Origin of the sequence: Mucilaginibacter panaciglaebae (assembly GCF_039539265.1) — a bacterium.
GTDB classification, from domain to species: Bacteria; Bacteroidota; Bacteroidia; order Sphingobacteriales; family Sphingobacteriaceae; genus Mucilaginibacter; species Mucilaginibacter panaciglaebae.
The window spans coordinates 225924-247644 of sequence record NZ_BAABCV010000007.1 but is presented as its reverse complement, the minus strand read 5'-3'; the positions used below and the strand labels follow the sequence as shown (position 1 = coordinate 247644).

General features: G+C 41.1%; 22 protein-coding genes. 6 read left to right on the top strand and 16 right to left on the bottom strand.

What is annotated here, in order from left to right:
* The first annotated feature begins 1 nt into the window (after window position 1).
* Genes ABD772_RS11610 through ABD772_RS11600 form a run of 3 tightly spaced genes read left to right on the top strand, consistent with a single transcriptional unit; the run spans window position 2 to window position 2839 of the window.
* Entirely contained in the window at window positions 2-1261 is a 1260-nt protein-coding gene (locus tag ABD772_RS11610; RefSeq protein WP_345104343.1) for a metallophosphoesterase, read from the top strand.
* 22 nt (window positions 1262-1283) lie between these two features.
* On the top strand, window positions 1284-2162 hold the full coding sequence (locus tag ABD772_RS11605) for a UbiA family prenyltransferase (protein ID WP_345104341.1): 879 nt from the start codon (window positions 1284-1286) through the stop codon (window positions 2160-2162).
* A 41-nt stretch (window positions 2163-2203) separates the two neighbouring features.
* Window positions 2204-2839, top strand: coding sequence for a class I SAM-dependent methyltransferase (locus tag ABD772_RS11600; protein ID WP_345104339.1), 636 nt, complete (start codon window positions 2204-2206; stop codon window positions 2837-2839).
* A 49-nt stretch (window positions 2840-2888) separates the two neighbouring features.
* Here the strand turns inward: ABD772_RS11600 and ABD772_RS11595 are convergent, their stop codons facing one another.
* The 3 genes from ABD772_RS11595 to ABD772_RS11585 are packed head-to-tail and all read right to left on the bottom strand — an operon-like array spanning window position 2889 to window position 7130.
* Window positions 2889-3581: a response regulator transcription factor gene (locus ABD772_RS11595; RefSeq protein WP_345104336.1), complete on the bottom strand. Its 693-nt coding sequence runs from the start codon at window positions 3579-3581 to the stop codon at window positions 2889-2891.
* Between the two features lie 3 nt (window positions 3582-3584).
* Complete coding sequence (locus ABD772_RS11590) at window positions 3585-5228, bottom strand: sensor histidine kinase (RefSeq protein WP_345104334.1); 1644 nt, start codon at window positions 5226-5228, stop codon at window positions 3585-3587.
* Between the two features lie 12 nt (window positions 5229-5240).
* On the bottom strand, window positions 5241-7130 hold the full coding sequence (locus tag ABD772_RS11585) for an alpha/beta hydrolase family protein (protein WP_345104332.1): 1890 nt from the start codon (window positions 7128-7130) through the stop codon (window positions 5241-5243).
* Window positions 7131-7285: 155 nt separating this feature from the next.
* On the opposite strand from ABD772_RS11585, the gene ABD772_RS11580 reads away from it, so the two are divergent.
* From ABD772_RS11580 to rfbC, 3 genes are read left to right on the top strand one after another with little or no spacing between them, the layout of a single operon-like run.
* A complete protein-coding gene (locus tag ABD772_RS11580) occupies window positions 7286-9088 on the top strand; it encodes a tetratricopeptide repeat protein (RefSeq protein ID WP_345104330.1) in 1803 nt (600 codons plus the stop codon).
* A gap of 42 nt (window positions 9089-9130) precedes the next feature.
* Window positions 9131-9433, top strand: coding sequence for a DUF4286 family protein (locus ABD772_RS11575; protein WP_345104328.1), 303 nt, complete (start codon window positions 9131-9133; stop codon window positions 9431-9433).
* 3 nt (window positions 9434-9436) lie between these two features.
* Window positions 9437-9991 carry a dTDP-4-dehydrorhamnose 3,5-epimerase gene (gene rfbC, locus ABD772_RS11570; RefSeq protein ID WP_345104325.1) on the top strand — a complete coding sequence of 185 codons (555 nt, stop codon included), beginning with the start codon at window positions 9437-9439 and terminating at the stop codon, window positions 9989-9991.
* 119 nt (window positions 9992-10110) lie between these two features.
* Here the strand turns inward: rfbC and ABD772_RS11565 are convergent, their stop codons facing one another.
* The 13 genes from ABD772_RS11565 to ABD772_RS11505 form a co-directional block, all read right to left on the bottom strand.
* On the bottom strand, window positions 10111-10959 hold the full coding sequence (locus ABD772_RS11565) for an OmpA family protein (RefSeq protein ID WP_345104322.1): 849 nt from the start codon (window positions 10957-10959) through the stop codon (window positions 10111-10113).
* A gap of 19 nt (window positions 10960-10978) precedes the next feature.
* Window positions 10979-11641, bottom strand: a complete 663-nt coding sequence (locus ABD772_RS11560; RefSeq protein ID WP_345104319.1) for a DUF2461 domain-containing protein — start codon at window positions 11639-11641, stop codon at window positions 10979-10981.
* 94 nt (window positions 11642-11735) lie between these two features.
* Window positions 11736-12011: a hypothetical protein gene (locus ABD772_RS11555; RefSeq protein ID WP_345104316.1), complete on the bottom strand. Its 276-nt coding sequence runs from the start codon at window positions 12009-12011 to the stop codon at window positions 11736-11738.
* A 111-nt stretch (window positions 12012-12122) separates the two neighbouring features.
* Window positions 12123-12698 (bottom strand): DUF420 domain-containing protein, encoded by a 576-nt coding sequence (locus tag ABD772_RS11550; RefSeq protein WP_345104313.1) that lies wholly within the window; start codon window positions 12696-12698, stop codon window positions 12123-12125.
* Between the two features lie 82 nt (window positions 12699-12780).
* A complete protein-coding gene (locus ABD772_RS11545) occupies window positions 12781-13482 on the bottom strand; it encodes an SCO family protein (RefSeq protein ID WP_345104310.1) in 702 nt (233 codons plus the stop codon).
* Window positions 13482-13832 carry a cytochrome C oxidase subunit IV family protein gene (locus ABD772_RS11540; protein WP_345104307.1) on the bottom strand — a complete coding sequence of 117 codons (351 nt, stop codon included), beginning with the start codon at window positions 13830-13832 and terminating at the stop codon, window positions 13482-13484. Before ABD772_RS11540 ends, ABD772_RS11545 begins: the two co-directional genes overlap by 1 nt.
* 23 nt (window positions 13833-13855) lie before the next feature.
* The gene (locus ABD772_RS11535) at window positions 13856-14572 is read right to left on the bottom strand and encodes a cytochrome c oxidase subunit 3 (protein ID WP_345104304.1); all 717 of its coding nucleotides are present in this window, start codon (window positions 14570-14572) and stop codon (window positions 13856-13858) included.
* Between the two features lie 25 nt (window positions 14573-14597).
* A complete protein-coding gene (locus ABD772_RS11530) occupies window positions 14598-15176 on the bottom strand; it encodes a cytochrome c oxidase subunit 3 (RefSeq protein WP_345104301.1) in 579 nt (192 codons plus the stop codon).
* A gap of 2 nt (window positions 15177-15178) precedes the next feature.
* The gene (cyoE, locus tag ABD772_RS11525) at window positions 15179-16069 is read right to left on the bottom strand and encodes a heme o synthase (RefSeq protein WP_345104298.1); all 891 of its coding nucleotides are present in this window, start codon (window positions 16067-16069) and stop codon (window positions 15179-15181) included.
* Window positions 16066-17127, bottom strand: coding sequence for a COX15/CtaA family protein (locus ABD772_RS11520; RefSeq protein ID WP_345104296.1), 1062 nt, complete (start codon window positions 17125-17127; stop codon window positions 16066-16068). The genes cyoE and ABD772_RS11520 overlap by 4 nt, the downstream gene beginning before the upstream one ends.
* A gap of 155 nt (window positions 17128-17282) precedes the next feature.
* Window positions 17283-19166, bottom strand: coding sequence for a cytochrome c oxidase subunit I (locus tag ABD772_RS11515; RefSeq protein WP_345104293.1), 1884 nt, complete (start codon window positions 19164-19166; stop codon window positions 17283-17285).
* A gap of 9 nt (window positions 19167-19175) precedes the next feature.
* Window positions 19176-20345: a cytochrome c oxidase subunit II gene (locus ABD772_RS11510; RefSeq protein ID WP_345104290.1), complete on the bottom strand. Its 1170-nt coding sequence runs from the start codon at window positions 20343-20345 to the stop codon at window positions 19176-19178.
* Between the two features lie 111 nt (window positions 20346-20456).
* Window positions 20457-21716, bottom strand: a complete 1260-nt coding sequence (locus ABD772_RS11505) for a quinol:cytochrome C oxidoreductase (RefSeq protein ID WP_345104288.1) — start codon at window positions 21714-21716, stop codon at window positions 20457-20459.
* Between the last annotated feature and the right edge of the window lie 5 nt (window positions 21717-21721).

Genomic DNA, 21721 nt, shown 5'->3' with positions numbered 1-21721 from the left:
AATGCAAAGTCAGCTTTTTTCTATAATTCTTCTTGGTGGCGGCCTGCTGTTATTTGACCAATATTTATTTAGCGGCTTTGTTGCGGCGTTTAAAAACAAGCGCATTGTCGGCCATCGCTTATTCAGGTTAGGTTACACCCTATTTTCTTTAACCAGCATAGCCGGTACCATTTGCAGCATATATTTAAACCTGCCCGTTGGTGTACGTGCAGGTTTTTTAATGGTGTTTTTTGTGCTAATGATCATGAAGGTGGCATTCCTTCCTTTTATGTTGGCGGATGACATCCGGCGGTTTATTGCACGATCACGACCGAAGCGACAAACAAAAACTAAACCACACGCCATACCTCGTTCAGAATTCCTGATGAAAGCCGGGCTTGCTACGGGTATTGTCCCGTTGGCGGGTATCGGCATGGGCATTCTTGCAGGTGCTTATGACTATCGGGTGCGCAAACAAAATTTGTATCTGCCCAATCTGCCAAAAGCGTTTGATGGTTTAACCATTGGGCAGATATCTGACATCCATTCGGGTAGTTTTTACAACAAAAAAGGTGTACTTGGCGGAGTAGAAATGCTACTTGGCCAGAAGCCTGATGTGATATTTTTTACCGGCGACCTGGTAAACGAGCGTACCGACGAAATGCACGGGTACCAGGATATCTTTAAAAAAGTAAAAGCGCCACTGGGTGTGTTCTCCATTTTGGGTAATCATGATTATGGCGATTATTACAAGAAATGGCCATCGCTCACAGACAAAAAGAAAAACCTGGATAACCTCATCCTCACCCATAAAAACATGGGCTGGGACTTGCTGTTGAACGAGAACCGCCGCCTTAAAATTGGAAACGAAGATATCGGCATCTTAGGCTGCCAGAATTGGGGCGAGCTTACCCGTTTTCCTAAATATGGCAAAATGGAACCCACCATTAAAGGCACTGAAGATTTACCGGTAAACCTACTGCTATCACATGACCCGTCGCATTGGCGGGCGCAGATATTGCCACATTATCCGCAAATAGATGTGATGTTTTCCGGCCATACTCATGGCATGCAATTTGGCGTACGCACTGAACATTTTCAGTGGAGCCCTGTTGAATACGTTTACAAAGAATGGGCAGGGATATATTATGAAGGCCATCAACAATTGTATGTAAATGTTGGCTATGGCTTTTTAGGTTTCCCCGGCAGGGTTGGAATTTTGCCAGAGATTACGATATTTACACTTAGATCTGCCAATAACCCTTTGCTGCAAAAAGTTTAACTAAGGCGGCAGCTCGTGATAGATGAAAAAACTATATAATTCTGTTTTTGACTTTATATTATTCAGCAATGTTTTCATGGCATTGTGCGCGGTTGCCCAGGGCGCTGTGACGTTTTACCTGATAGGCGCAAAACCTGTGTATACGGTATCGGCGCTGTTGTTTACGTCAACTATCGGTGTTTATAATTTATCTATTTTATTATACAAGCCGCAAATTGTGCGTTCAGAAAACCGCCGAACCGGCTGGTTTTTTGAACATCACCGGTTGATGATAACGTTTACCATTGTGTCGGCTTTATCATTGGTGCCTTTATTCTTTTTGGTATCGACGGCTTCAAGGCTGCTCCTGATCTTTATGGGATTAATCTCAGTGGCCTACAGCTTGCCCTTATTCACCTTAGGCGATCACAAATTTGGCTTGCGTAACATCCCAGGCTTAAAGCAATTTCTAATTACACTGGTATGGTCAATGAGCACTGTCTTGCTTCCGGTTTTTGAAGCACAAGACATGCACCTTACCAACATATCCATGCGCGATATGGCCATTCTGCTGGCTAAGAGGTTCTTATTCATAGGCGCCCTTACAGTTCCGTTTGATATCCGTGATTTGTTCGAAGACCGCGAATCGGGGCTTAAAACCGTACCTGTTGTAATCGGCGAGAAACGGGCTTATTTGTTTTGCCAGGTCCTATTGGCGGGTTATATCGTCCTCTTGTTTTTATACCGCAATAACGGTTTCAATGCTAATTTTCTGGCGCTTACTATAACTGCGCTGCTGGCGGGCTGGCTTATTTTTAAATCCAAATGGAAAAGAAACGAGTATTATTACTTTTTCTATCTGGATGGAGTGCTGATATTGCAATATATTTTCCTTGTAGCATTTAATTATATAATGCACTAACCGGGTTAACACCAACTTGAATTTGTTAACCCCTTTCTGCTATGGCATCAAACTATGATAATTCGGCCTGGTTTTATGATCGCTTGTCGAGGGTGGTTTATGGCGATGCCCTGGTGCATGCGCAGATTTATTTGCTGCAGTTTATTAAACCTAACTCGCGCATACTAATTGCAGGCGGCGGTACCGGCTGGATACTGGAAGAATTAACGAAAAAACATCCCTCAGGCCTTAAAATCACCTACGTGGAGATATCTGCCAATATGATGGCACTTTCTAAAAAAAGGAGCATTGGCCATAATGAGGTATCGTTTATAAATGCCCCCATAGAGGATACGGTATATACCGAACAGTTTGATGTTGTCTTTACCCCTTTCCTGTTCGATAATTTCAGAGAAGACACCTTGCAAAACGTATTCAATCATTTACATAAACTACTTAAACCGGGCGGCGTTTGGTTAAACACCGATTTTCAGCTCACGGGCAAATGGTGGCAGAATGTCCTGCTAAAAAGCATGTTTGTGTTTTTCAGGATACTTTGCCGGATAGAGACTTCGGTACTGCCCAACATCATGAGGCAATTTAAGCAACATCAGTATGAAACAATAGCTGAGCAAACTTTCTTCGGCGACTTTATACTTTCGACTGTCGCTGGTAAATCATTAAGTTTTCGGGCATAAAAAATCCGGCTACCTTTTCAGATAGCCGGATGGCGAATTTTATGGTTGATTAACTCTGATAAGCAAATTTATAGCCTACTCCCCTTACCGTTTGCAGGTATTGGGGGTAATCAGGATTGGTTTCTATTTTTTTGCGCAAGCGTACAATATGCATATCAAGCGTACGGGTATTTACGTCGGCATTGTAACCCCATACTTCCATCATTAGTTCTTCACGGTTAATCACCTTATTTTTATTTTTCAGGAAATATAACAGAATACGGTTCTCAAGTATAGTCAGCTCAATTTTGCGGCCATCGCGCACCAGCAGGTGTGTGTTTGGATGATGCTCCATATTGGCAAAGCTGTAGGTTTCTGATTTATCATTGTTTAAGGTAAACTTAATCTTATTCTCAATCAGTGCAACCAACACATCCATATTAAATGGCTTGGTAACGTAGTCGGATACCCCAAAGCCATAGGCCGATATTTTGTCAATGTCTTGCTGCTTGGCTGTGGTCATGATCACGACACCTTCATAACCTTTATTGCGAAGGTTGGTACAAACCTCGGCGCCTTGTTTGCCGGGCAGCATCCAATCTAACAATACAATGTCGGGTTGCTGTGTCATAATCATAGTTTCTGCTTCATCCCCATTGCCAGCCTCCAGCACTTTATATCCTTCAGACTCCAATCGCTCTGCGACTAAAAAACGCAGGTTTTCATCGTCCTCAACCAGCGCTATCTTTATTTCTTTATTCATAATTTAATTTTCGTATGGAAGCGTTACTACAAATTCAGAGCCTATGCCAACTCTACTTTTTACCGTTATATCACCATTCATAAAGTTAGCCAGCTCTTTACAAAATGCCAGACCAAGGCCTACGCTTCCGTTTTGATTATATTGGTTCTCTAATCTATAAAATTTCCTGAATATATTATTCAACTCATTTTTCGGAATTCCTATCCCTTTATCAATAAATGAGAAAACGATATTACGCCTTTCCAATGTAATATTTATAAAAAGCTCTTTCATGTCCGGATGCGAATATTTATAAGCGTTTTCAATCAGGTTTTGAAAAACACTACCCAGCAATACGGTATCTGTATAAAAATATTTAGCACCGGCATCAATAGCATAATCAAGCTTAAATTGCGGATATTTTATCTTAAAAGTGTCAATATAGCCCTTAACGAAAGCCTCGATCTTTACCTTGTCTTTTTTGATTGTAATAGATTTATTCTCCAGTTGAGTGAATGACAGCAATTTATTCATCAACTCATTGAGTTTATCAGCTTCTTCGTCCAATATCTTTCCGTAATGTTTGCGTTGTCGGTCGGTCAGGTCGCTATCGCCTTTAAGGTTAGATCCTGCTATTTTAATAACACTTACCGGCGTTTTAAACTCGTGAGTAAAGTTGTTGATGAAATCATATTGCAATTTAAACAACTTCATGTTTACGCTTAGGTTACGATAAATCAGCCACCCAATCAGTATAAATATCGAGTAAATGACCAATAAAACACCACCAACCGGCAAAAACCGATGATATATCTCATTATTCAAATGCTCGCGCGGCGAACTGAAATACAACTTGTAGTCTGAAAATGCACCGGGTAAAGGCACCTCGTCGGTCAATATTTTAGTACGATCAATATCCGGAGGATCATAAGATACCTGCCGGATGGTAACTGAACTATACAGCTCCGGATGTACGTTTTTGATCTTTATTTTATATGGATCAAGGTAAAACGTCATCATATTTTGTTTGTAAAACGCCTCGGAGCTGCCGGCGCCTTTCAACAGGTCGTGATAAGCTTTTAAATCGGCGTTTGAAGGGATGTTCAGGAAACTTACCTTTCCGGGCCTGGTATTATAAAAAGTTGCCTGTAAATCGGGGCCGGGGCCTCTCAAAGTATCATAACGGGCAATGTAACTGGTCAACCGCTCGGCCATTTGCCTGAAATCATTTGCGTTGGCTTCGTCATCTAAACGGCTTTCCTTAAAAGTCTTTTTATGCGGGTGATACTCAAATACCGAACGCGCAACGACCTTCAAATTATTACCCATATACCGCCCTCTGCTACTCACCACTATCTGAAAAAAAACCAATTTGTTTACAAAGGGATAGTTATGAAAAACCGAGTCTGCATAGTAAGCTGCCGACGCCGAATCCAACAAACCTGAGTAAAGGTTGATCTCGAATATCTTGTTTTTATAAAGATCTATATAAGGGCCAATGGTTTGGTCGGCAACGTTAGTTTTCTTAGAAACAAACTCGCTTTCAATATTTTTTGAGGTTAGCTGGTAGGCTACTACCAACCCAATAATAAGCGTTACTGATGTGAGCACCAGGAAGGCAACAATCAGCGAAAAATTTTTACGGAATACTGCGTTCTGCCCCCTCATCACCAAACGGGATTAAGGTTTAACGTGCAGGTTGGCATACAGAAACTTTTCCATCTCCATATAACTTTGCTTTCGCCTGTCTTCGCCATTCGGCACCCCGCTATGATCATTCTTATACAGGAAGTATTTAACATTGACGTTACGTTTCTGTAACTCACGAATATAATGATTTACTTCACTAATGTTAGCGCGCAAGTCTTTGGCATCCTGAAAAAACAGGATAGGAACTTTCGGTTTATCGGGATGAAAAACCGGGGATATATTTCTAAGTAGCCCGGCGTCCTTTTCGGGATCGCCAATAGTAGCATACATTTTTTGCAGTTGCGGGCGATAATAAGCAGGCGCCGTTTTGATATAGGTAAACAGGTTAATCAACCCGTTTTGCACTATCGCGCAGCTGTACAGCTTCGGGTTAAAAGAAATGGCATACAGGGCCGAAAATCCACCAAACCCTTTGCCGTAAATGGCTATCTTTTTTGGGTTAGCAATTTTTTTGGCAATAAGCCAGTTAACGCCATCTGTAATATCTTGTTGTATCTTACCGCCAACCTCTTTAAAGCCTGCACTATAAAACACTTTGCCGTACCCGCCTGATCCGCGATAATTGACCTGAAAAACAGCAAACCCGCGATTGGCGAAAAATTGCACATCGGCACTGTAATTCCAGACGTCACGCGCACCAAAGGGTCCATCGTGGGGTATCACCACAACGGGCAGATTGGTTTTAGTTTCTCCTTTTGGCAATGTCAAATAGCCATTTATTACTACTCCATCGCCCGCTGTGTAACTTATTGGTTTCTTCTCACACAAAGCATTAGGATCAATTACGCCATTGTCAATAAGTTTTGTTAGCTTATTACTTGTACATTCATACAGGTATACCGCGCCGCGGCTCCGATCTGTATAAGTTTGTACAATGAAACGGTTTTCAGCAGTATCGCGGTCGGTTATGTTTACTTCATATCCCTTAAGCTGCAAATACAAATTGGTGTACCAATCTTTTATCTCAGGGTTAAAAAAGCGTTTTTGTATTTTGGCTTCTTCCCATTGCGCCAATTCCAAACGGTTTTTAGCTTTTGAGTAATCTACCCTTTGCAAATCAACATGAGGGTCTTCAAAAACCACTCGTACTTCTTTACCAGTCTCTGCATCAATCTCTACAAAAGCCGTTTTGTCGCGACCTACGTTAGACAGTGCATAAAAGTTTTGTCTCTCGCCGTTAAAGGCTATCATCCTTACATAATTTCTGAAGTTATTTTTGATGATAGGCTTGAATCTTGAATTATCATTTGGGCGATATAAAATAGTCTCATCAACTCCATTGGTTGATTTTACAAGGCGAATGCCCCCATCGGCATCAACAAGCCAATCAGTTATATTACCGGGGTTTACCAGATAGGTTTTCAGGCTACCGGTTTTAACGTTTAAGCGGTAAATATCAAAATTGGCAGAATCGCGCATATTCATGCCGATGGTCACTATATCCGGCGTGAGCTTGTTTTTATTCATCACATGTATGCCGGCTTTGCCTACAGATAATAGTGTACGAATTTTACCCGAGGCCAGGTCATAAGCCTTCATGGTATGATCATCTTCGTTCGCCTGTGAAAAAAGGATCAGGTTGTCATAAGTCCAGGTATAATCGCCACGAACTGAAAAATCAGTAAATGAGGTCGCCTGTATTTCTTTACCACCATCAATAGACTGCAGAAACAAGTTTTGATACTTGTGAAAGCTTTTTAAATAAGAGATGTATTTTCCATCAGGCGATATTTTAAACGCCACTTTTTGAGGGCTTTTATAAAAATCATTTACAGGTATTTCGTCAGTTTTATAATCACCACACGCACCTAAAACAACTACCGCAAAAACTAAGATCAGACTTTTTATATTCCTCAACATTCTATATTATACCCGGGGCATTTTACAACCAGTTAAATTATATAAATAAGTTATCTTTTGCAGGTATGTCACTATAATTTTACCCGTAATATGCGTTATTGAAATAATCGGATGATATGCGTCTGCTTTAATTTTTAAATCTTTATTTTTATAACATGAAGCGAGTTTTGGCATCTGTTATTTTGTTGTTTTGCTGCATCTCAATTGGATTTGCTCAAAGCGACGATATGGCACTGGCCAAACAGTTCAGCGCCAATGGCGAATATCAAAAAGCGCTTGATATTTATCAGAAACTGTATAAAACAAACAACGAAATCTATTTTAACAGTTATATAAATACCCTAATTTTCCTTAAAAAATTTAACGAAGCTGAGAGCGCTGCCAGAAAAATGATACGGAAACATCCCGGGTCAAATGAATATGTAATTACCCTGGGATCAATTTATACACAGCATTCGCAGGCTGACAAGGCCAATGCTTTGTATGATGATCTGATTAAAAACCTCCCGGTTGATCAGAATTCAATAACCATGCTTGCTTCGTTGTTTTACCAGGTAAGTAATGCCGATTATGCTATCAAAACTTTTCTTGAAGGCCGTAAATTACTGCATGATAATGATGTGTTTTCTTTTGAGCTGGTAACGCTTTACCGCTTTAAACGCGATAAAAATGCACTCACTGAAGAATATCTTAATATCTTACCGCGCAACCCGCTGTTTTTAAGCCAGGCAGAAAACACCTTCGCCACGCTTTTTGAAAACAACAATGATTATGATATGCTGCGTATTGCCTTGTTAAAACGCATACAGAAAGATCCGCAGCAAACCATCTATGTTGATTTGCTGGTGTGGCAGTTCTTGCAGCAAAAAGATTTTGACCAGGCGCTTAATCAAGCCATTGCATTAAACCGGCGTGCTAATGACGACGGCAGCGATATCTACCAGTTGTGCAGCACCCTTGTTTACAATGAAGCTTACGATGCAGCCATTCGTGGGTATGAGTACCTGATTAGTTTGGGAAAGGACAAACCTTATTATGTTTCGTCACGCATTGAAATGATCAATGCTAAAAACCTCAAGGTAACCGCCGGTAAATACGTCCCGGCTGATTTGGTGCAGCTGGAAAAAGATTATCAGGACCTGCTTGCTGAGTTTGGCAAAACACAATCTACTGCCTTTGCTATGCAGCGCTTAGCTAATCTGGAGGTTTTTAAACTACACAAACTTGCAGAAGCACAAAAAGTATTAGAAGAAGCGGTGGCTATTAACGGCGTACAGCCCGCGCTACTGGCAACCTGTAAACTTGATCTGGGCGACGTTTATTTGTTAAACGGCCAGCCATGGGAGGCTACCTTATTGTACAGTCAGGTGGAGAAAGATTATCCAAACACCAACGTTGGGCAGGATGCCAAGTTCAGAAACGCCAAATTTGCTTATTATACCGGCGATTTTACCTGGGCAAAAGGTCAGCTGGATGTTTTAAAGGCAGCAACCTCACAACTAATTGCTAATGACGCTTTGAATCTGTCATTGTTGATCTCAGACAATGTAGCCGCCGACACCACCGGCGCAGCGCTTAAAATGTATGCCCGCGCCGATCTGCAAATATTTGCCCAACAGCAAAATAAGGCTAATCAAATACTGGACAGCATCAACATTAAATATCCTAATAATCAATTAAGCGATGATATCTTAATGGCGAAGGCTCGTATTGCAATCCAACAAAAAGATTATAACGACGCGGTAACTGATCTAAAGAAAATTGTCGCCGAACACCCTAACGATCTTTGGGCCGATGACGCCGTTTTTATGTTGGGAGACATTTATGAAAATCAGTTAAACGATAAAGAACAGGCCAAAACCTACTATCAAAAAATAATAACCGACTATTCCGGCAGCCTCTACATTAATGATGCCCGCAAGCGCTTCAGGATATTGCGGGGCGATGTATCTTCATGATAAATTGACAAACCTTATTGGCTAAATTTGTACTTTTGGGGTATGATCATTTACAATGAAACTATTATTGTGGACGAGGGCATCCATAAACAATGGTTAAACTGGATGCAAACTGAGTACATACCAATGGTAATGAAAACTGGCTTTTTTAGTTCTTATAAAATATTGAATGTATTAGATTCTCCTAACGAAGGTGTAACCTACTGCATTCAATACACAACCGATAAGCGCGAAAAATATAATGAGTTCAATACCCACCATTGGTTAGGTATGCAAGCGTTGCATCAGCAAAAATTTGAAAATCAATTTGTATTGTTTCATACCTTAATGCAAACAGTAAACTAACTAATGAAATTTGTTAAAACCGGCATTGAGGGTTTATTGATAGTTGAACCGCAGCTCTTTAAAGATGATCGTGGCTACTTTTTTGAAAGTTATAGCAAAACCAAATTTGCAGTAGCAGGTATTGATATTGACTTTGTACAGGATAATCAATCATTTTCTCAAAAAGGGACTGTAAGGGGTTTACACGCCCAATCGGCACCACATGCCCAGACTAAGCTGGTTAGGGTAATACAGGGCAGGGTGTTAGATGTAGCTGTCGATATACGCAAAGGATCGCCGACCTATGGCAAATATGAAACCATTGAACTAAGTGCCGAAAACCAGCACCAGTTATTAATTCCCGAAGGATTTCTGCATGGCTTTGCAGTGTTGGAAGACAATACCATTTTCGCTTACAAAGTAAATAACTATTATGCCAAGGATTGTGAACTCGGCGTGCTATGGAACGATCCTACTCTAAATATTAATTGGGGAATAGATCCTTCTGAAGCTATTGTGTCGCCAAAGGATGAATTGCTGATAAAATTGGCTGATTTGGAAAGTCCGTTTACGTATTAAGGAAATTGATCTTAAAGTATCGATAGGCTTTGCATTGGCACCGAAACAAATTCGGCTGACGTATAAAAGAGAAAGGGCATTCAATATTGAACGCCCTTTCTCTTTTTATCTCTAAAAAGTTAATTCTTTATCAAATTATAAAGTTCGTCCAATTTCGGAGTCAGCACAATCTCGATGCGGCGATTTTTAGCGCGGGCCTCGTTGCTGTCTGTCGGATCAATTGGTTGATATTGGCTTTTACCGGTAGCTGTTAAACGCTTAGGATCTATGTTCTCAACCTCGGTCAGGTAACGGGTTACTGATGTTGCACGTAGTACACTCAAGTCCCAGTTATCCTTGATCTGGCCCAGGTTAATTACCTTTTTATCGTCTGTATGCCCCTCAACCGCCATGTTAATATCTGGTTCTTTATTTAGTACCGCAGCCAATTGTTTCAGGGCTGCTTTACCTTTTTCGTCTATCACAATACTGCCCGAAGGGAATAGCAATTTATCCGTCAGCGATACATAAACCTTACCATTGCGGATATCGACAGACAGCCCGCTTTGCTGGAAGCCCAACAATGCTTTTTGCAATTTATCTTTAAGGGCGTTGGTAGCCTCATCGCGTTTACGCAAAATATCCTCAACCTCTTTAAGGCGCTGTTCGCGCTTCTTCAAATCGGCCGATAGTTGGTTGACCTTTGAGTTGGTTGAAGACAGATTGTTATTCAAATCATTATAGTTGCCTTTTAATTTAGCCAGATTATCCTGCGAATCAGCCAGATCGCTTTTTAATTTAGCTATCTCTCCGGTAAGGCGCGCAGAATCGGCCTTTAAAGCAGAAACCTGAGCTTCTAATGTCTGCGTTCGGGTGGTTAATGAATCGCGCTGAGCCAGCATCGACTTATACTTTTTGGTTGACAATACTACGCACGAATGCAGTGTAAACATCAGGAACAGGGCAAACAATAAATACTTAATCTTCATCGGTATCTGGTTTTATAAATTAGTTAATTGCGTTGCGTAAAAACACATTGAGCGGATAAATTTTGCTGCATAAGCCGGCTATTGTTTCGGCAGCCTTTGGGCTTTTAATTTCCCTATCCGCGAGGTTATGCATTACAATAAAGCTTTTCAGTTTGATCAGCTCGATATTCTCGTTATCGGCAGCATAGTCACGTGGAAGTGACTTCAATTTTTCCTGGTTTGTGAAATTGCCGAACAGTTTCACAAACTCCGGGGCGTCGATGATCGCTTTCAGATCATGAGCATTATAATCAATTTCCTGACGGATGGCCTTCAGGTGATTGGCTTCCGGCATCCAATATCCGCCGGCAATAAATGATTTACCCGGCTGTAGGTGCAGGTAATATTCTGCGCCGCCCAGTTTGGTACCCGTAGTGGGCAGGCTTATTCCAAAGTTATTTTTATAAGGCGTTTTATTTTTGCTAAAGCGGATATCGCGGTAAATACGCATTACGCATTTTTTTCCTTCAAGATCAGGCGACAATGCCGGGTCAATTTTATGCATCAGCTTAATGAGGCGATCGGTAAATTCAATTACGTTTTCGCGGGCGGTATCATAACGGCTTTTATTTGCCATAAACCAGTCGCGGTTATTATTGTCTTCAAGATCGCTTAAAAAGTCAAGTGTTGGCTGTTGTATCATCTCAACGGAAGGCGGTAATTTAATATCGCTTGCGGCAAATATATAATATCCGCTTAAAACACCACTGTACGTAAGTGGGTGGCTTAATACGAAATTAGTTTAAATGTAATTTTTCGTCGTGCATATTAAGGTCGACGTTTTTACGGCGGTATTTTTTGTACCAGACATACCCAAGTATTGCAACTGCTAAATAAGGCGCGCCCAGCAGATACATGATACCATGATTTAACCCATTAGCAGTTGTACTGCCGCTTTTAGCATTCGATTCGACCGAAGCGGTACACATAGCACACTGGGCATTCGCAGGCCATACGCTGCAGGTTAACAATCCTGCAACAAAAAGAATTAATAATAATCTGTAGGCTTTCATTAATGCAAATTTAAATAAAATAAACAATCGGCCGCTCTAAATGCGCTCCGGGAAGAGAGACTTTCTAAGCTTCGATTTTAAAGCCCTCCCTACCGGGAAGGGTTCGGGGGCTCAGAAATGATAATACGGCTTAATCAAAATATATACTATAACGCCGGTCACAGTTACATATAACCATATAGGGAAAGCCCATCTCACCAGCTTTTTATGCTTTTCAACCTGCATTTGTAAGCCGCGGTAAAAACTCAATAATATTAACGGCAAAACACCTGCAGCAAGTATAATGTGTGTTATTAATATGGTTAAATAAACTGTACGCAGTCCTCCCACCGCTCCGCGCTCGGTGTCTGAAAGTTTGCCATCACCATCCAGATCGCCATATACTATGTCGTGTTTCATTAAATAATGAAATAAGATATAGGATACCAGGAAGACCGATGATAACATAAATGCCAGGATGTTTATCCTTTTATGCCAGGTGACATTGCCATGCGTGATGAAATATAAAGATATCAGCAATAGCACACTGCAGGTACCATTTATGATAGCATTAAAAAAAGGCAGCAAATGAGTAAACGATGGTATCGTTGCCGGGCCGGGTATAATCTTACGGTTAAGAATAACCACTACTGCAAATACAAAAACTGAAACGGCAGTTACAAAACGGAATATAAATTTATCGCTCATTATTAGATTCAAGAATCAAGATCTCATTAATATACTATTCTTGTACTATTGATTAAACCGTTTTAGTCTTGACTCTCAATCTTTAATAAAGCGGTTCGTCATTCTTCCTCAGCTCCTCGGCTATCAGCACCTTGATTTCGTCGTTGAGTTTGGTTATATCTTTTGTGGACGTGCCTGAATAATAGCCTCGGATACGTTTCTCTTTATCTATCAAGATCAGTTTGTCACTATAAATAAAATTATCGTTATCAACTTTCACCGCATTAACCAAAAAACCTTTACGGGCCAGCGGATAGATGGTCGTGGTATCGCCAGTAAGGAAGTACCATTTAACACCCGGCGGATTGTACTTTTTTGAATATTCCTTCAACACAGATACCGAATCGCGGTCGGGGTCAACCGTAATAGAAACGAAGCAAATCATTTTATTTTTAGCATAATCAGACAGTAAGGCGTTAACATTTTTATTAATGGTATTGCATACTGTCGGGCAATGCGTATAGAAAAAGCTTGCTACAAATATCCTGTCATCAAAATCTTTATTAGTGACGACTTTGCCGGTTTGGTCAATCAGTTTAAAGTCCGGCAACTGATGATAAATGGTGTCCGGAATTACTTTTCCATGAACCTTATGGCTGGTTTTTGCCAGTTCTTTAGGGCCAAAAAAAGGCAATGGCATATACCGGTTTTTGCCTTTAACAGTTAGCAAATAATATAAAAATCCCGGTAATGCTAATATCATTACCAGGATTATAATCTTTTTTGAGGGGCTTATTCTGCTCATTACATCCTCAGCGTAATCCAGTGGTGACTTTCGTTGGTCAATACCAGGATCAAACCGATGATAAACAAAATAGGCACCAGGATAGAATATACCAGACCCATTTTTTCAAATTTAAGGTGCATAAAAAATGCGACAATGTAAAACGCTTTAAGTAACGTTAAAACAATGTATATCGGGTTAGCAACATTAATTGATATGATGCCTTTAGGCACCAGGATTAGTGCTATAAAAAACTCGACACAGGTAATAAGTGACAGAATAACCGCTACTTTGATTATCCTTCCTTTGGTCATAGTATCACCATGGTCTGCGTGATCTGCGTGATGTACTTCTGTTGTTTCTGATGACATAATATATCAGGTTAAAAAAATGATCAAACTAAATAAAAGAAAGTAAATACGAATACCCATACCAAATCTACAAAGTGCCAGTAAAGGCCAACTTTTTCAATCATCAGGTAACTGCCGCGTTTCTCGTAAGTGCCGGCTAATACATTAAGGGTAATAATTATGTTGATGATAACACCGCTAAATACGTGAAAACCGTGGAAACCGGTAATGGTAAAGAACAGGTTAGCAAACTGATGCGCTGATGTTTGCGAAGCTACCGTTATGTTGCCTGTAAAGAATTCCTTTAATGTTTCATTATTGGGGATGCTTGACCACCAAAAGCCTTCGCTGTGCAGGTGAGACCATTCTGCCGCCTGGCAACCCAGGAACATGAAACCGCCTATAACGGTAAGGATCATCCACGTCACCACTTCTTTACGCGCTTTACGATGGCCGGCTTCAACCGCAAGCACCATAGTAACAGAGCTCAGAATGAGGATAAACGTCATTAAACCTACAAACACCAATGGTGCATTTTCTGACACACCCGGAAATACTTTAAATACTTCGTCGGCAGCAGGCCATGTGCTGGCGCTGAAGCGCAGGGCGCCGTAAGAGATTAATAATGAAGAAAAGGTAAACGCATCCGACAGGAGGAAAAACCACATCATTATTTTACCATACTCAACGTTAAACGGTGATCTTCCGCCCGACCATGGTGTTGTTTTTATTTCATCTATTTGTGATACTGCTGCACTCATTTGTTTTAGCTATAGAGTTATAAATTTATTGGTTCAAAAGTAAAAAAACATACAGATAAATCCATATAATATCGAGAAAATGCCAAAAAATAGATGTCATCTCCATTCGATATAAATTTCTCACCTGCGGTATACGTTTTATGCTGCCGCTTAATGCACTAATAAGCCAGGCAAGGCCGCCGATAATGTGCAATAAGTGCAAAAAAGTCATTACATAAACAAAAGATCGTGTTGCATTGGGGTCAACCAGGTAGATGTGCATTTTGTAAGCCAGCGTATACCAGCCATAAACCTGTAGTACCAAAAACAACACACCTAAGCCTATGGTAGCCCATAACAGGCCGGTTTGTTTTCCAAAATCGAGCCTTTTGGCCGCTTTTGAGGCCAAAAATAAGGTAACGCTACTTGCAATTAACACGATAGTACTATATCTGAAAGACACAGGTAACATAACGTGAAGCCCGTGCGCACTGCTGCCGCCCACATAAACAATAAATCCACTGGTTAATGCCGCAAATAGCATAAACGAGGTGAATATAAATATCCACATCACAAACTTTTTGGCACCCAGATTTAATTTATCTTCTTGCTGTATCGTTGCCATTATCACTTTGCTATAAAATCAAATAAAAACATTAATTGCACCACCGGCAAATAAAAAAAAGATCCAAACATCAATTTGCGTGCTTCTTTAATCTGTAGCGTGCGTAACAGGTTTATGGCCTGGTATAAAAATATTAAACTGCATACTAATGATACCCCACCTACATAGTAACCGCCATACTGATAAATAGTTGGCAATAAACTTACCGGCAGCAAAATAACTGCTAATATGACGGTTATGACCGCACTGCCTCTATCGCGTTTTTGAGTGGGCAATAGTCTGAACCCGGCCAGCTTGTAGTCATCGTCCAACACCCAGGCTATGGCCCAGAAATGCACAAACTGCCATACAAACTGTATGGAGAATAATATCAAGGCTATTTCATCTATACGCCCATGTGGTTGTCCGGCTACGTAGCCTATTAAGGCTGGTAACGCCCCCGGAATTGCGCCCACAAACACAGCCAATGGCGATTTACGTTTTAGTGGTGTATAAGCAAATGCATATAAAAGTATCGAGAATACTGAAAGTAATCCTGTAAGGATATTCAAACTCCCTAACAGATAAGTTCCGGCCATACCCATACCTAAACCTAATACCAACCCCTGGCCGGTTGTCATTCGGCCTGCGGGCATTGGGCGGTCCATAGTACGTTTCATGAGCTTATCCAGATCAACCTCTATCACCTCATTAAAACAGTTGGCTGCCCCCGTCACCAGGAAACCACCGACAACCAGCTTAAGCCAGTTAACCCACATAGTGGTGCTGTATAATGATCCCCAGGTGTTACCCCCGTTAGCTTTTACCGCTATGATAAATGATATCGATGCCGAAAAAACTACCAAAAAGGTCAGCCTGAATTTAATCAGTTTTGAAAAATCGCCCCTCGTCATTTGCGCCCTCCGTGTATATTAACTGATTTGTACAAATTAAGCATTAAATAATACTGGGCGCCAAAAATAAGGCTTGCCAATAATATATGCACAGCTTGCGCATATGGTGGTAAAGCCAGGTAAGACAGTAAAATACCTGTAACTATCTGCAAAATCAGCATCAGAAATGTAAAACTCATGATCTGCTGCTGTAAGGAATGTTTGTTAAACGCTCTGCGAACTAAAGCATAGAGCATAACATTGATCACCAGTACCAGGATAGCTAAATCGCGGTGATGCGTAAATATTTCTCCTGCATTTTTAATCCACTCGCCTCTGTAACCGCCTTGAAAACGGGCTGATACCGCATCTATCTTTTCGCGCACCTCAGTGCCAAACGTAATTTGAAAAATGCTAATGATTAATGCTGATATGGTTATAATGCGCGTGATAGTATTAACTCTGAGATTTGGACGGCCATTTACTTTGGCCAAATGATAGGTAGTAATAGCTATTGCCAGTATCGCCAATGCTAACAGCATGTGTACCGTTACAATCCATGAAACGAGGTTCGTAGATACCACAATTGAGCCCAGCCAGGCCTGAAAGAATATCAGCACCAGGTTGAAGACACTTAAAAACGGTATTAGCTTGCTGACATCGCGATAGCTAAAAGAGTAAATTGCAGTCAGTAGTAATAATATGCCCGATGTGGCCCCAAGTAAGCGATTAACGTACTCTGTCCAGGTTTTGGCAGCATTGAACTCCTCAGGGATCAGAATAGATTTATCCTGGCGCAGGCGACGGGCCAGATCGGTATAACCAAAAACATCCAGCGTTTTAGCAAAGCGCTGATTTTTTTTCATACGGCCTTCTACATATTGTTCTTTGTAGTTAGCTGGCAAATCAGATACCGACGTTGGCGGCACCAAACAGCCAAAGCATTTAGGCCAATCCGGGCAGCCCATACCCGAACCGGTGCTGCGTACAACACCACCCGCCAATATTAACAGAAAAAGAATTGCAACACTCAAAAGGTTGGTTTTTCTGAATCTGTTTTTTGATTTGGGACTGCTCATTTAAATGTTTCTAACAAAATAGGGTATCTGTCTCTGTTAGTCTTAGTCTTGAGCCTTAAGTCCTGAGTAAGCATATTGCTTTTTGACTTAAGACTTTAACTTTTGACTTCCACCAGGTACAGATACCCTAAAAGATCAGATTAGTAAACTTTATATTATTTTACTTCTTCGTTTGCTTTTTGTGTATTTGACCAATTGCTCAAGGCTTCTAAACCTGCAGGATTATCTTCAAAATCATGCGGCACGTTTGAGCTCATTGTTTCTGAAAGCGGTACAGTTTGCGGGATAAAATCATGCTCTGCTCCAGGCTTGCTATAATCATATGGCCAACGGTAAACACTTGGTATTTCGCCAGGCCAGTTACCGTGAAGACGCTCAACAGGTGTAGTCCATTCTAAAGTATTGGCATCCCAAGGATTCTGAGTTGCTTTTTTGCCCCAGAATATTGAGTGTATAAAGTTGAAGATAAACGCTACCTGTGCACAAGCGGCCATAATAGCAGCCCATGTTATAAATACGTTTACTGACAACCAACGCTGCATTGATGCAAATTCGGTAAATGCATAGTAACGACGTGGCACACCGTCAAGGCCCATAAAGTGCATTGGGAAAAACACCAGATAAGCACCAATAAAAGTTAGCCAAAAGTGCAGGTAACCCAACTTCTCGCCCATCATTCTGCCAAACATTTTTGGGAACCAGTGATAAACGCCGGCCAACATACCAAATATAGCTGCCGAACCCATTACCAGGTGGAAGTGAGCAACAACGAAATAAGTATCGTGCAGGTTGATATCCAGTGCAGCGTTACCTAAAAAGATACCTGTTAAACCACCAGAGATAAAGAATGACACCATACCTACAGCAAATAACATAGCTGGTGCAAACCTGATGTTGCCACGCCATAACGTAGCGAGCCAGTTAAACGTTTTTACCGCCGACGGTACCGCAATGATCAACGTAGTAATCATGAACACCCCGCCCAGGAATGGATTCATACCCGTAACAAACATGTGGTGCCCCCATACGATGAATGATAATACGGTGATACCGATCAGTGAGTAAACCATTGCATGATAACCGAAGATAGGTTTGCGCGAGTTTACTGACATAACCTCCGATGCGATACCCATTGCCGGCATAATTACAATATATACTTCCGGGTGACCCAGGAACCAGAATAAGTGTTGGAAAAGGATCGGGCTACCACCTTCAAAAGGCATAACTTGTCCGTTAACAACGATATCCGATAAATAGAAACTGGTACCGAAGCTACGGTCAAAAATTAACAACACAACGCCCGCTACCAATACCGGGAACGACAAGATACCCAGGATAGCGGTTAAGAAAAATGACCATACAGTTAAAGGCATTTTCCACAGATCCATGCCTTTGGTACGCATGTTCAATATAGTAGTTACGTAGTTAATACCGCCCATTAATGATGATGCTACGAAGCAAACCATACTAATTAACCACAAAGTCATACCCATGCCTGAACCTTTCATAGCCTGAGGCAATGCCGATAGTGGCGGATAGATTGTCCACCCGGGTCCCGCAGGGCCTTTCTGTATGAAGAAAGATGATAACATGATCACACAAGCTGTAAAGAAGAACCAGTATGAAAGCATGTTCAGGAATGGCGACGCCATATCGCGTGCACCTACCTGCAATGGAATCAATAAGTTACTGAAAGTACCACTCAGGCCTGCTGTTAATACGAAGAATACCATGATAGTACCATGAATGGTAACCAATGACAGGTAAAACTCCGGATCTAAACGGCCTTCGGGAGCGAAACGGCCCAATAAAGTTTCTAATAAAGGAAATGCTTTATCAGGATATGCTAACTGGATCCGGAACAGGATAGATAATAGCATGGCAATAACCGCCATGGTAATACCTGTGATCAGGAATTGTTTGGCAATCATTTTATGATCCTGGCTAAATACATATTTAGTCAGGAATGTATCGTGATGATGCTCGTGACCCTCTTCGTGATGTGCTACTCCGTGATCGTGAACTGATAATGTTGACATAATCGCTAATTAATTGTTTAACGCTAACTTATTTTGTGTAATACTTTTGTTCTGATCTGCTGACGCCAGTTTCAACTCTGTTCTTAACGCCGGGGTTAAGTAAGGTTTCAACCTGGCAACCCACTGATTGTACTCGTCTTGTGTAACAACACGTACCACTCTCTGCATATTGTAGTGGCTGCTTCCGCAAATTTTGTTGCAATAAAGCAAGTATTCAAATTTCGGGTCATCTACTTTTCTACGCATTTCGTCGGTAGTGATAGTAGGTGTAAATTTGAAGAAGGTTGGCAAACCGGGTACCGCATTTTGTTGTACCCTGAAGTGTGGCATATAAACGCTATGTATTACGTCTTGAGCAAATATGTTTAAGCGTATTGTTTTGTTTACAGGTAATACCAGCGTATCCGCCTGTAAATCGTCCATGCTGTTTTTATCTTTAAAATCGATACCTAACTTGTTGGCACCTGCCGTTAACCTGAAATCTTTTTTACCTAATATACCATCCGGACCAGCATAACGGATCTCCCATGCAAACTGATGGCCGGTAATATCAACGTTTATTGACGCAGGCTGACCTTTAACGTCCGCGCTGTTCTCAACATCCTGCCAGGTAAAGAAACCAAATATCACCAGGATAGTTAACACGATAGCCGGAATAATAGTCCAAACTTTCTCTATGGTATTGTTGTGAGGATAAAAATAAGCTCTGCGTTTCTCAGAGTGCTTATACCTGAATAAGAAGGTAAACAACAATATCTGAGTAAGAACAAAAACTATCATGGTAATGATGGTTGTTACCAGGAACATCTCATCTATTCTTACACCATGCTTTGATGCCGCCTCAGGTAAGCTCATGCTGCCCTGGTTTGTAAAATCCCAGTAGGCAGCGCTCATGCCCGCCACTAAGAATATCAGGCAGCAAATACCCATGATATTATTCCACTGAATGCCTTTTTTACCGCGGATCTGCTGGCTAAGTTCATATACCCTTAATATCCTGCCGATTATAGCAATTACCACTGCTACTACAACAAAAAGTAATATATAAAAGCTTACAGATAACCAGTTAACACCCGGTTTCGCGGCAGCATCGCCGGTTGCGGTTTGTGCCATCAGCATATTTGTGCCGCTAAGCATAAATACTGCTAAAAACGCAAGTAACTTTTTAGAATTTTTCATCGGTGGTTTGCTCTCAGAGGTATTCAAGAGGGCTCCGCCGTTTATTATATGTTTGAATGCCATTGTATTGGTCGTTTGGTATTCTGTATTGAGTTGCAAATTTAACAATTATTATATGTGATGATTTAAACTCTCCTGAAGGAACGGGTGGTTCTTTGGCACCATTGATTTAAACTTGCTTAAAGCGTTAAATACAAGGAAACAAAATAAGCCGGCAAATCCAATGAAGGTTCCAATCTCCTGTACACCTAAACCTCTGCCCTTAGGGCCTACTGTACCGGGCATAACCATAATGTAATAATCAAGCCAGTGGCCTAACACCAGGATAATACAAGCTATTCTCATCACACCTTCGTGACGCTTTGAGTCGCGGGACATCAAAATCAGGAACGGCGCCAGGAAATTAATCACAATATTTAACCAGAACCAGGGCTGGAACTCAGGCTCCCATCTTCTATAGAAGTAAACTGCCTCTTCAGGGATGTTAGCATAATAAGTTAGCAAGAACTGAGCAAACCACAGATAAGTCCAGAAGATCGAGAAACCAAACATCAGTTGGCCCATATTATGCAGGTGATCTGCAGTGATCCACTGCATATACCCTTGTCTGCGCAGCGTAATGATTACCAAAGTAATTACTGCTAAACCGCTTACCCAAAGAGCCGCAAAGTTATACCAGCCAAACATGGTTGAGAACCAGTGCGCTTCTAAAGACATAATAGTATCAAAAGCAAACAGTGGTACTGTAAAGCCAAATATTGCTAAGAAAGCACAGGATACGTTAAAGCTCTTTTTATAGTTAAATACGCCACCCAGTTCGTCTTCATTGTTTGAGTATTTTACCAGTAACAAGCCCAGAATGCTGTAGGCAATTAGGTAAAACGCTAAACGGATAAAGAAGAAAGGTATATTTAAGTAACCAGATTTACCATCAATTATTTTGTTGTAAGCCTCATTGCCCGGGGTGGTGATAGCTTTAGGCGCCCACTCTTTATATAAATACGTACCGGTGATAGTTTGATGGCCTTCTTCGGTAACAACCTGGTGGGTAAAATGAATACCACAGAAAATGATTACTACCAATATCACCGCTGCATAAGGCAGTGTTTTGGCAAAGGCTTGAGGTATACGCAAAAATGCAGTAGGCCAGCCAGCTTGTGCAGCATATTGTACAGCACAAAAGAAAATGCCGGCAATACATACACAGGCAAAGTAGTAGCCCATAAGCAGCAGGTTAGCAAACTCGCGCTCAACATTCAGGAAAAAGCCGGCTACGATACCTACGACACCTACTATAATAGCTATCAGGCTATAGGTTTTCAGCTTACCGCTAAATTCAAATTGTTCGTTTATAGTATTATGAGTTTCCATTAAAT

Coding starts and splice junctions, on each gene's coding strand:
- ABD772_RS11610 (WP_345104343.1), top strand. CDS start 2: ATGCAAAGTCAGCTTTTTTCTATAATTCTTCTTGGTGGCGGCCTGCTG.
- ABD772_RS11605 (WP_345104341.1), top strand. CDS start 1,284: ATGAAAAAACTATATAATTCTGTTTTTGACTTTATATTATTCAGCAAT.
- ABD772_RS11600 (WP_345104339.1), top strand. CDS start 2,204: ATGGCATCAAACTATGATAATTCGGCCTGGTTTTATGATCGCTTGTCG.
- ABD772_RS11595 (WP_345104336.1), bottom strand. CDS start 3,581: ATGAATAAAGAAATAAAGATAGCGCTGGTTGAGGACGATGAAAACCTG.
- ABD772_RS11590 (WP_345104334.1), bottom strand. CDS start 5,228: ATGAGGGGGCAGAACGCAGTATTCCGTAAAAATTTTTCGCTGATTGTT.
- ABD772_RS11585 (WP_345104332.1), bottom strand. CDS start 7,130: ATGTTGAGGAATATAAAAAGTCTGATCTTAGTTTTTGCGGTAGTTGTT.
- ABD772_RS11580 (WP_345104330.1), top strand. CDS start 7,286: ATGAAGCGAGTTTTGGCATCTGTTATTTTGTTGTTTTGCTGCATCTCA.
- ABD772_RS11575 (WP_345104328.1), top strand. CDS start 9,131: ATGATCATTTACAATGAAACTATTATTGTGGACGAGGGCATCCATAAA.
- rfbC (WP_345104325.1), top strand. CDS start 9,437: ATGAAATTTGTTAAAACCGGCATTGAGGGTTTATTGATAGTTGAACCG.
- ABD772_RS11565 (WP_345104322.1), bottom strand. CDS start 10,959: ATGAAGATTAAGTATTTATTGTTTGCCCTGTTCCTGATGTTTACACTG.
- ABD772_RS11560 (WP_345104319.1), bottom strand. CDS start 11,641: ATGATACAACAGCCAACACTTGACTTTTTAAGCGATCTTGAAGACAAT.
- ABD772_RS11555 (WP_345104316.1), bottom strand. CDS start 12,011: ATGAAAGCCTACAGATTATTATTAATTCTTTTTGTTGCAGGATTGTTA.
- ABD772_RS11550 (WP_345104313.1), bottom strand. CDS start 12,698: ATGAGCGATAAATTTATATTCCGTTTTGTAACTGCCGTTTCAGTTTTT.
- ABD772_RS11545 (WP_345104310.1), bottom strand. CDS start 13,482: ATGAGCAGAATAAGCCCCTCAAAAAAGATTATAATCCTGGTAATGATA.
- ABD772_RS11540 (WP_345104307.1), bottom strand. CDS start 13,832: ATGTCATCAGAAACAACAGAAGTACATCACGCAGATCACGCAGACCAT.
- ABD772_RS11535 (WP_345104304.1), bottom strand. CDS start 14,572: ATGAGTGCAGCAGTATCACAAATAGATGAAATAAAAACAACACCATGG.
- ABD772_RS11530 (WP_345104301.1), bottom strand. CDS start 15,176: ATGGCAACGATACAGCAAGAAGATAAATTAAATCTGGGTGCCAAAAAG.
- cyoE (WP_345104298.1), bottom strand. CDS start 16,069: ATGACGAGGGGCGATTTTTCAAAACTGATTAAATTCAGGCTGACCTTT.
- ABD772_RS11520 (WP_345104296.1), bottom strand. CDS start 17,127: ATGAGCAGTCCCAAATCAAAAAACAGATTCAGAAAAACCAACCTTTTG.
- ABD772_RS11515 (WP_345104293.1), bottom strand. CDS start 19,166: ATGTCAACATTATCAGTTCACGATCACGGAGTAGCACATCACGAAGAG.
- ABD772_RS11510 (WP_345104290.1), bottom strand. CDS start 20,345: ATGAAAAATTCTAAAAAGTTACTTGCGTTTTTAGCAGTATTTATGCTT.
- ABD772_RS11505 (WP_345104288.1), bottom strand. CDS start 21,716: ATGGAAACTCATAATACTATAAACGAACAATTTGAATTTAGCGGTAAG.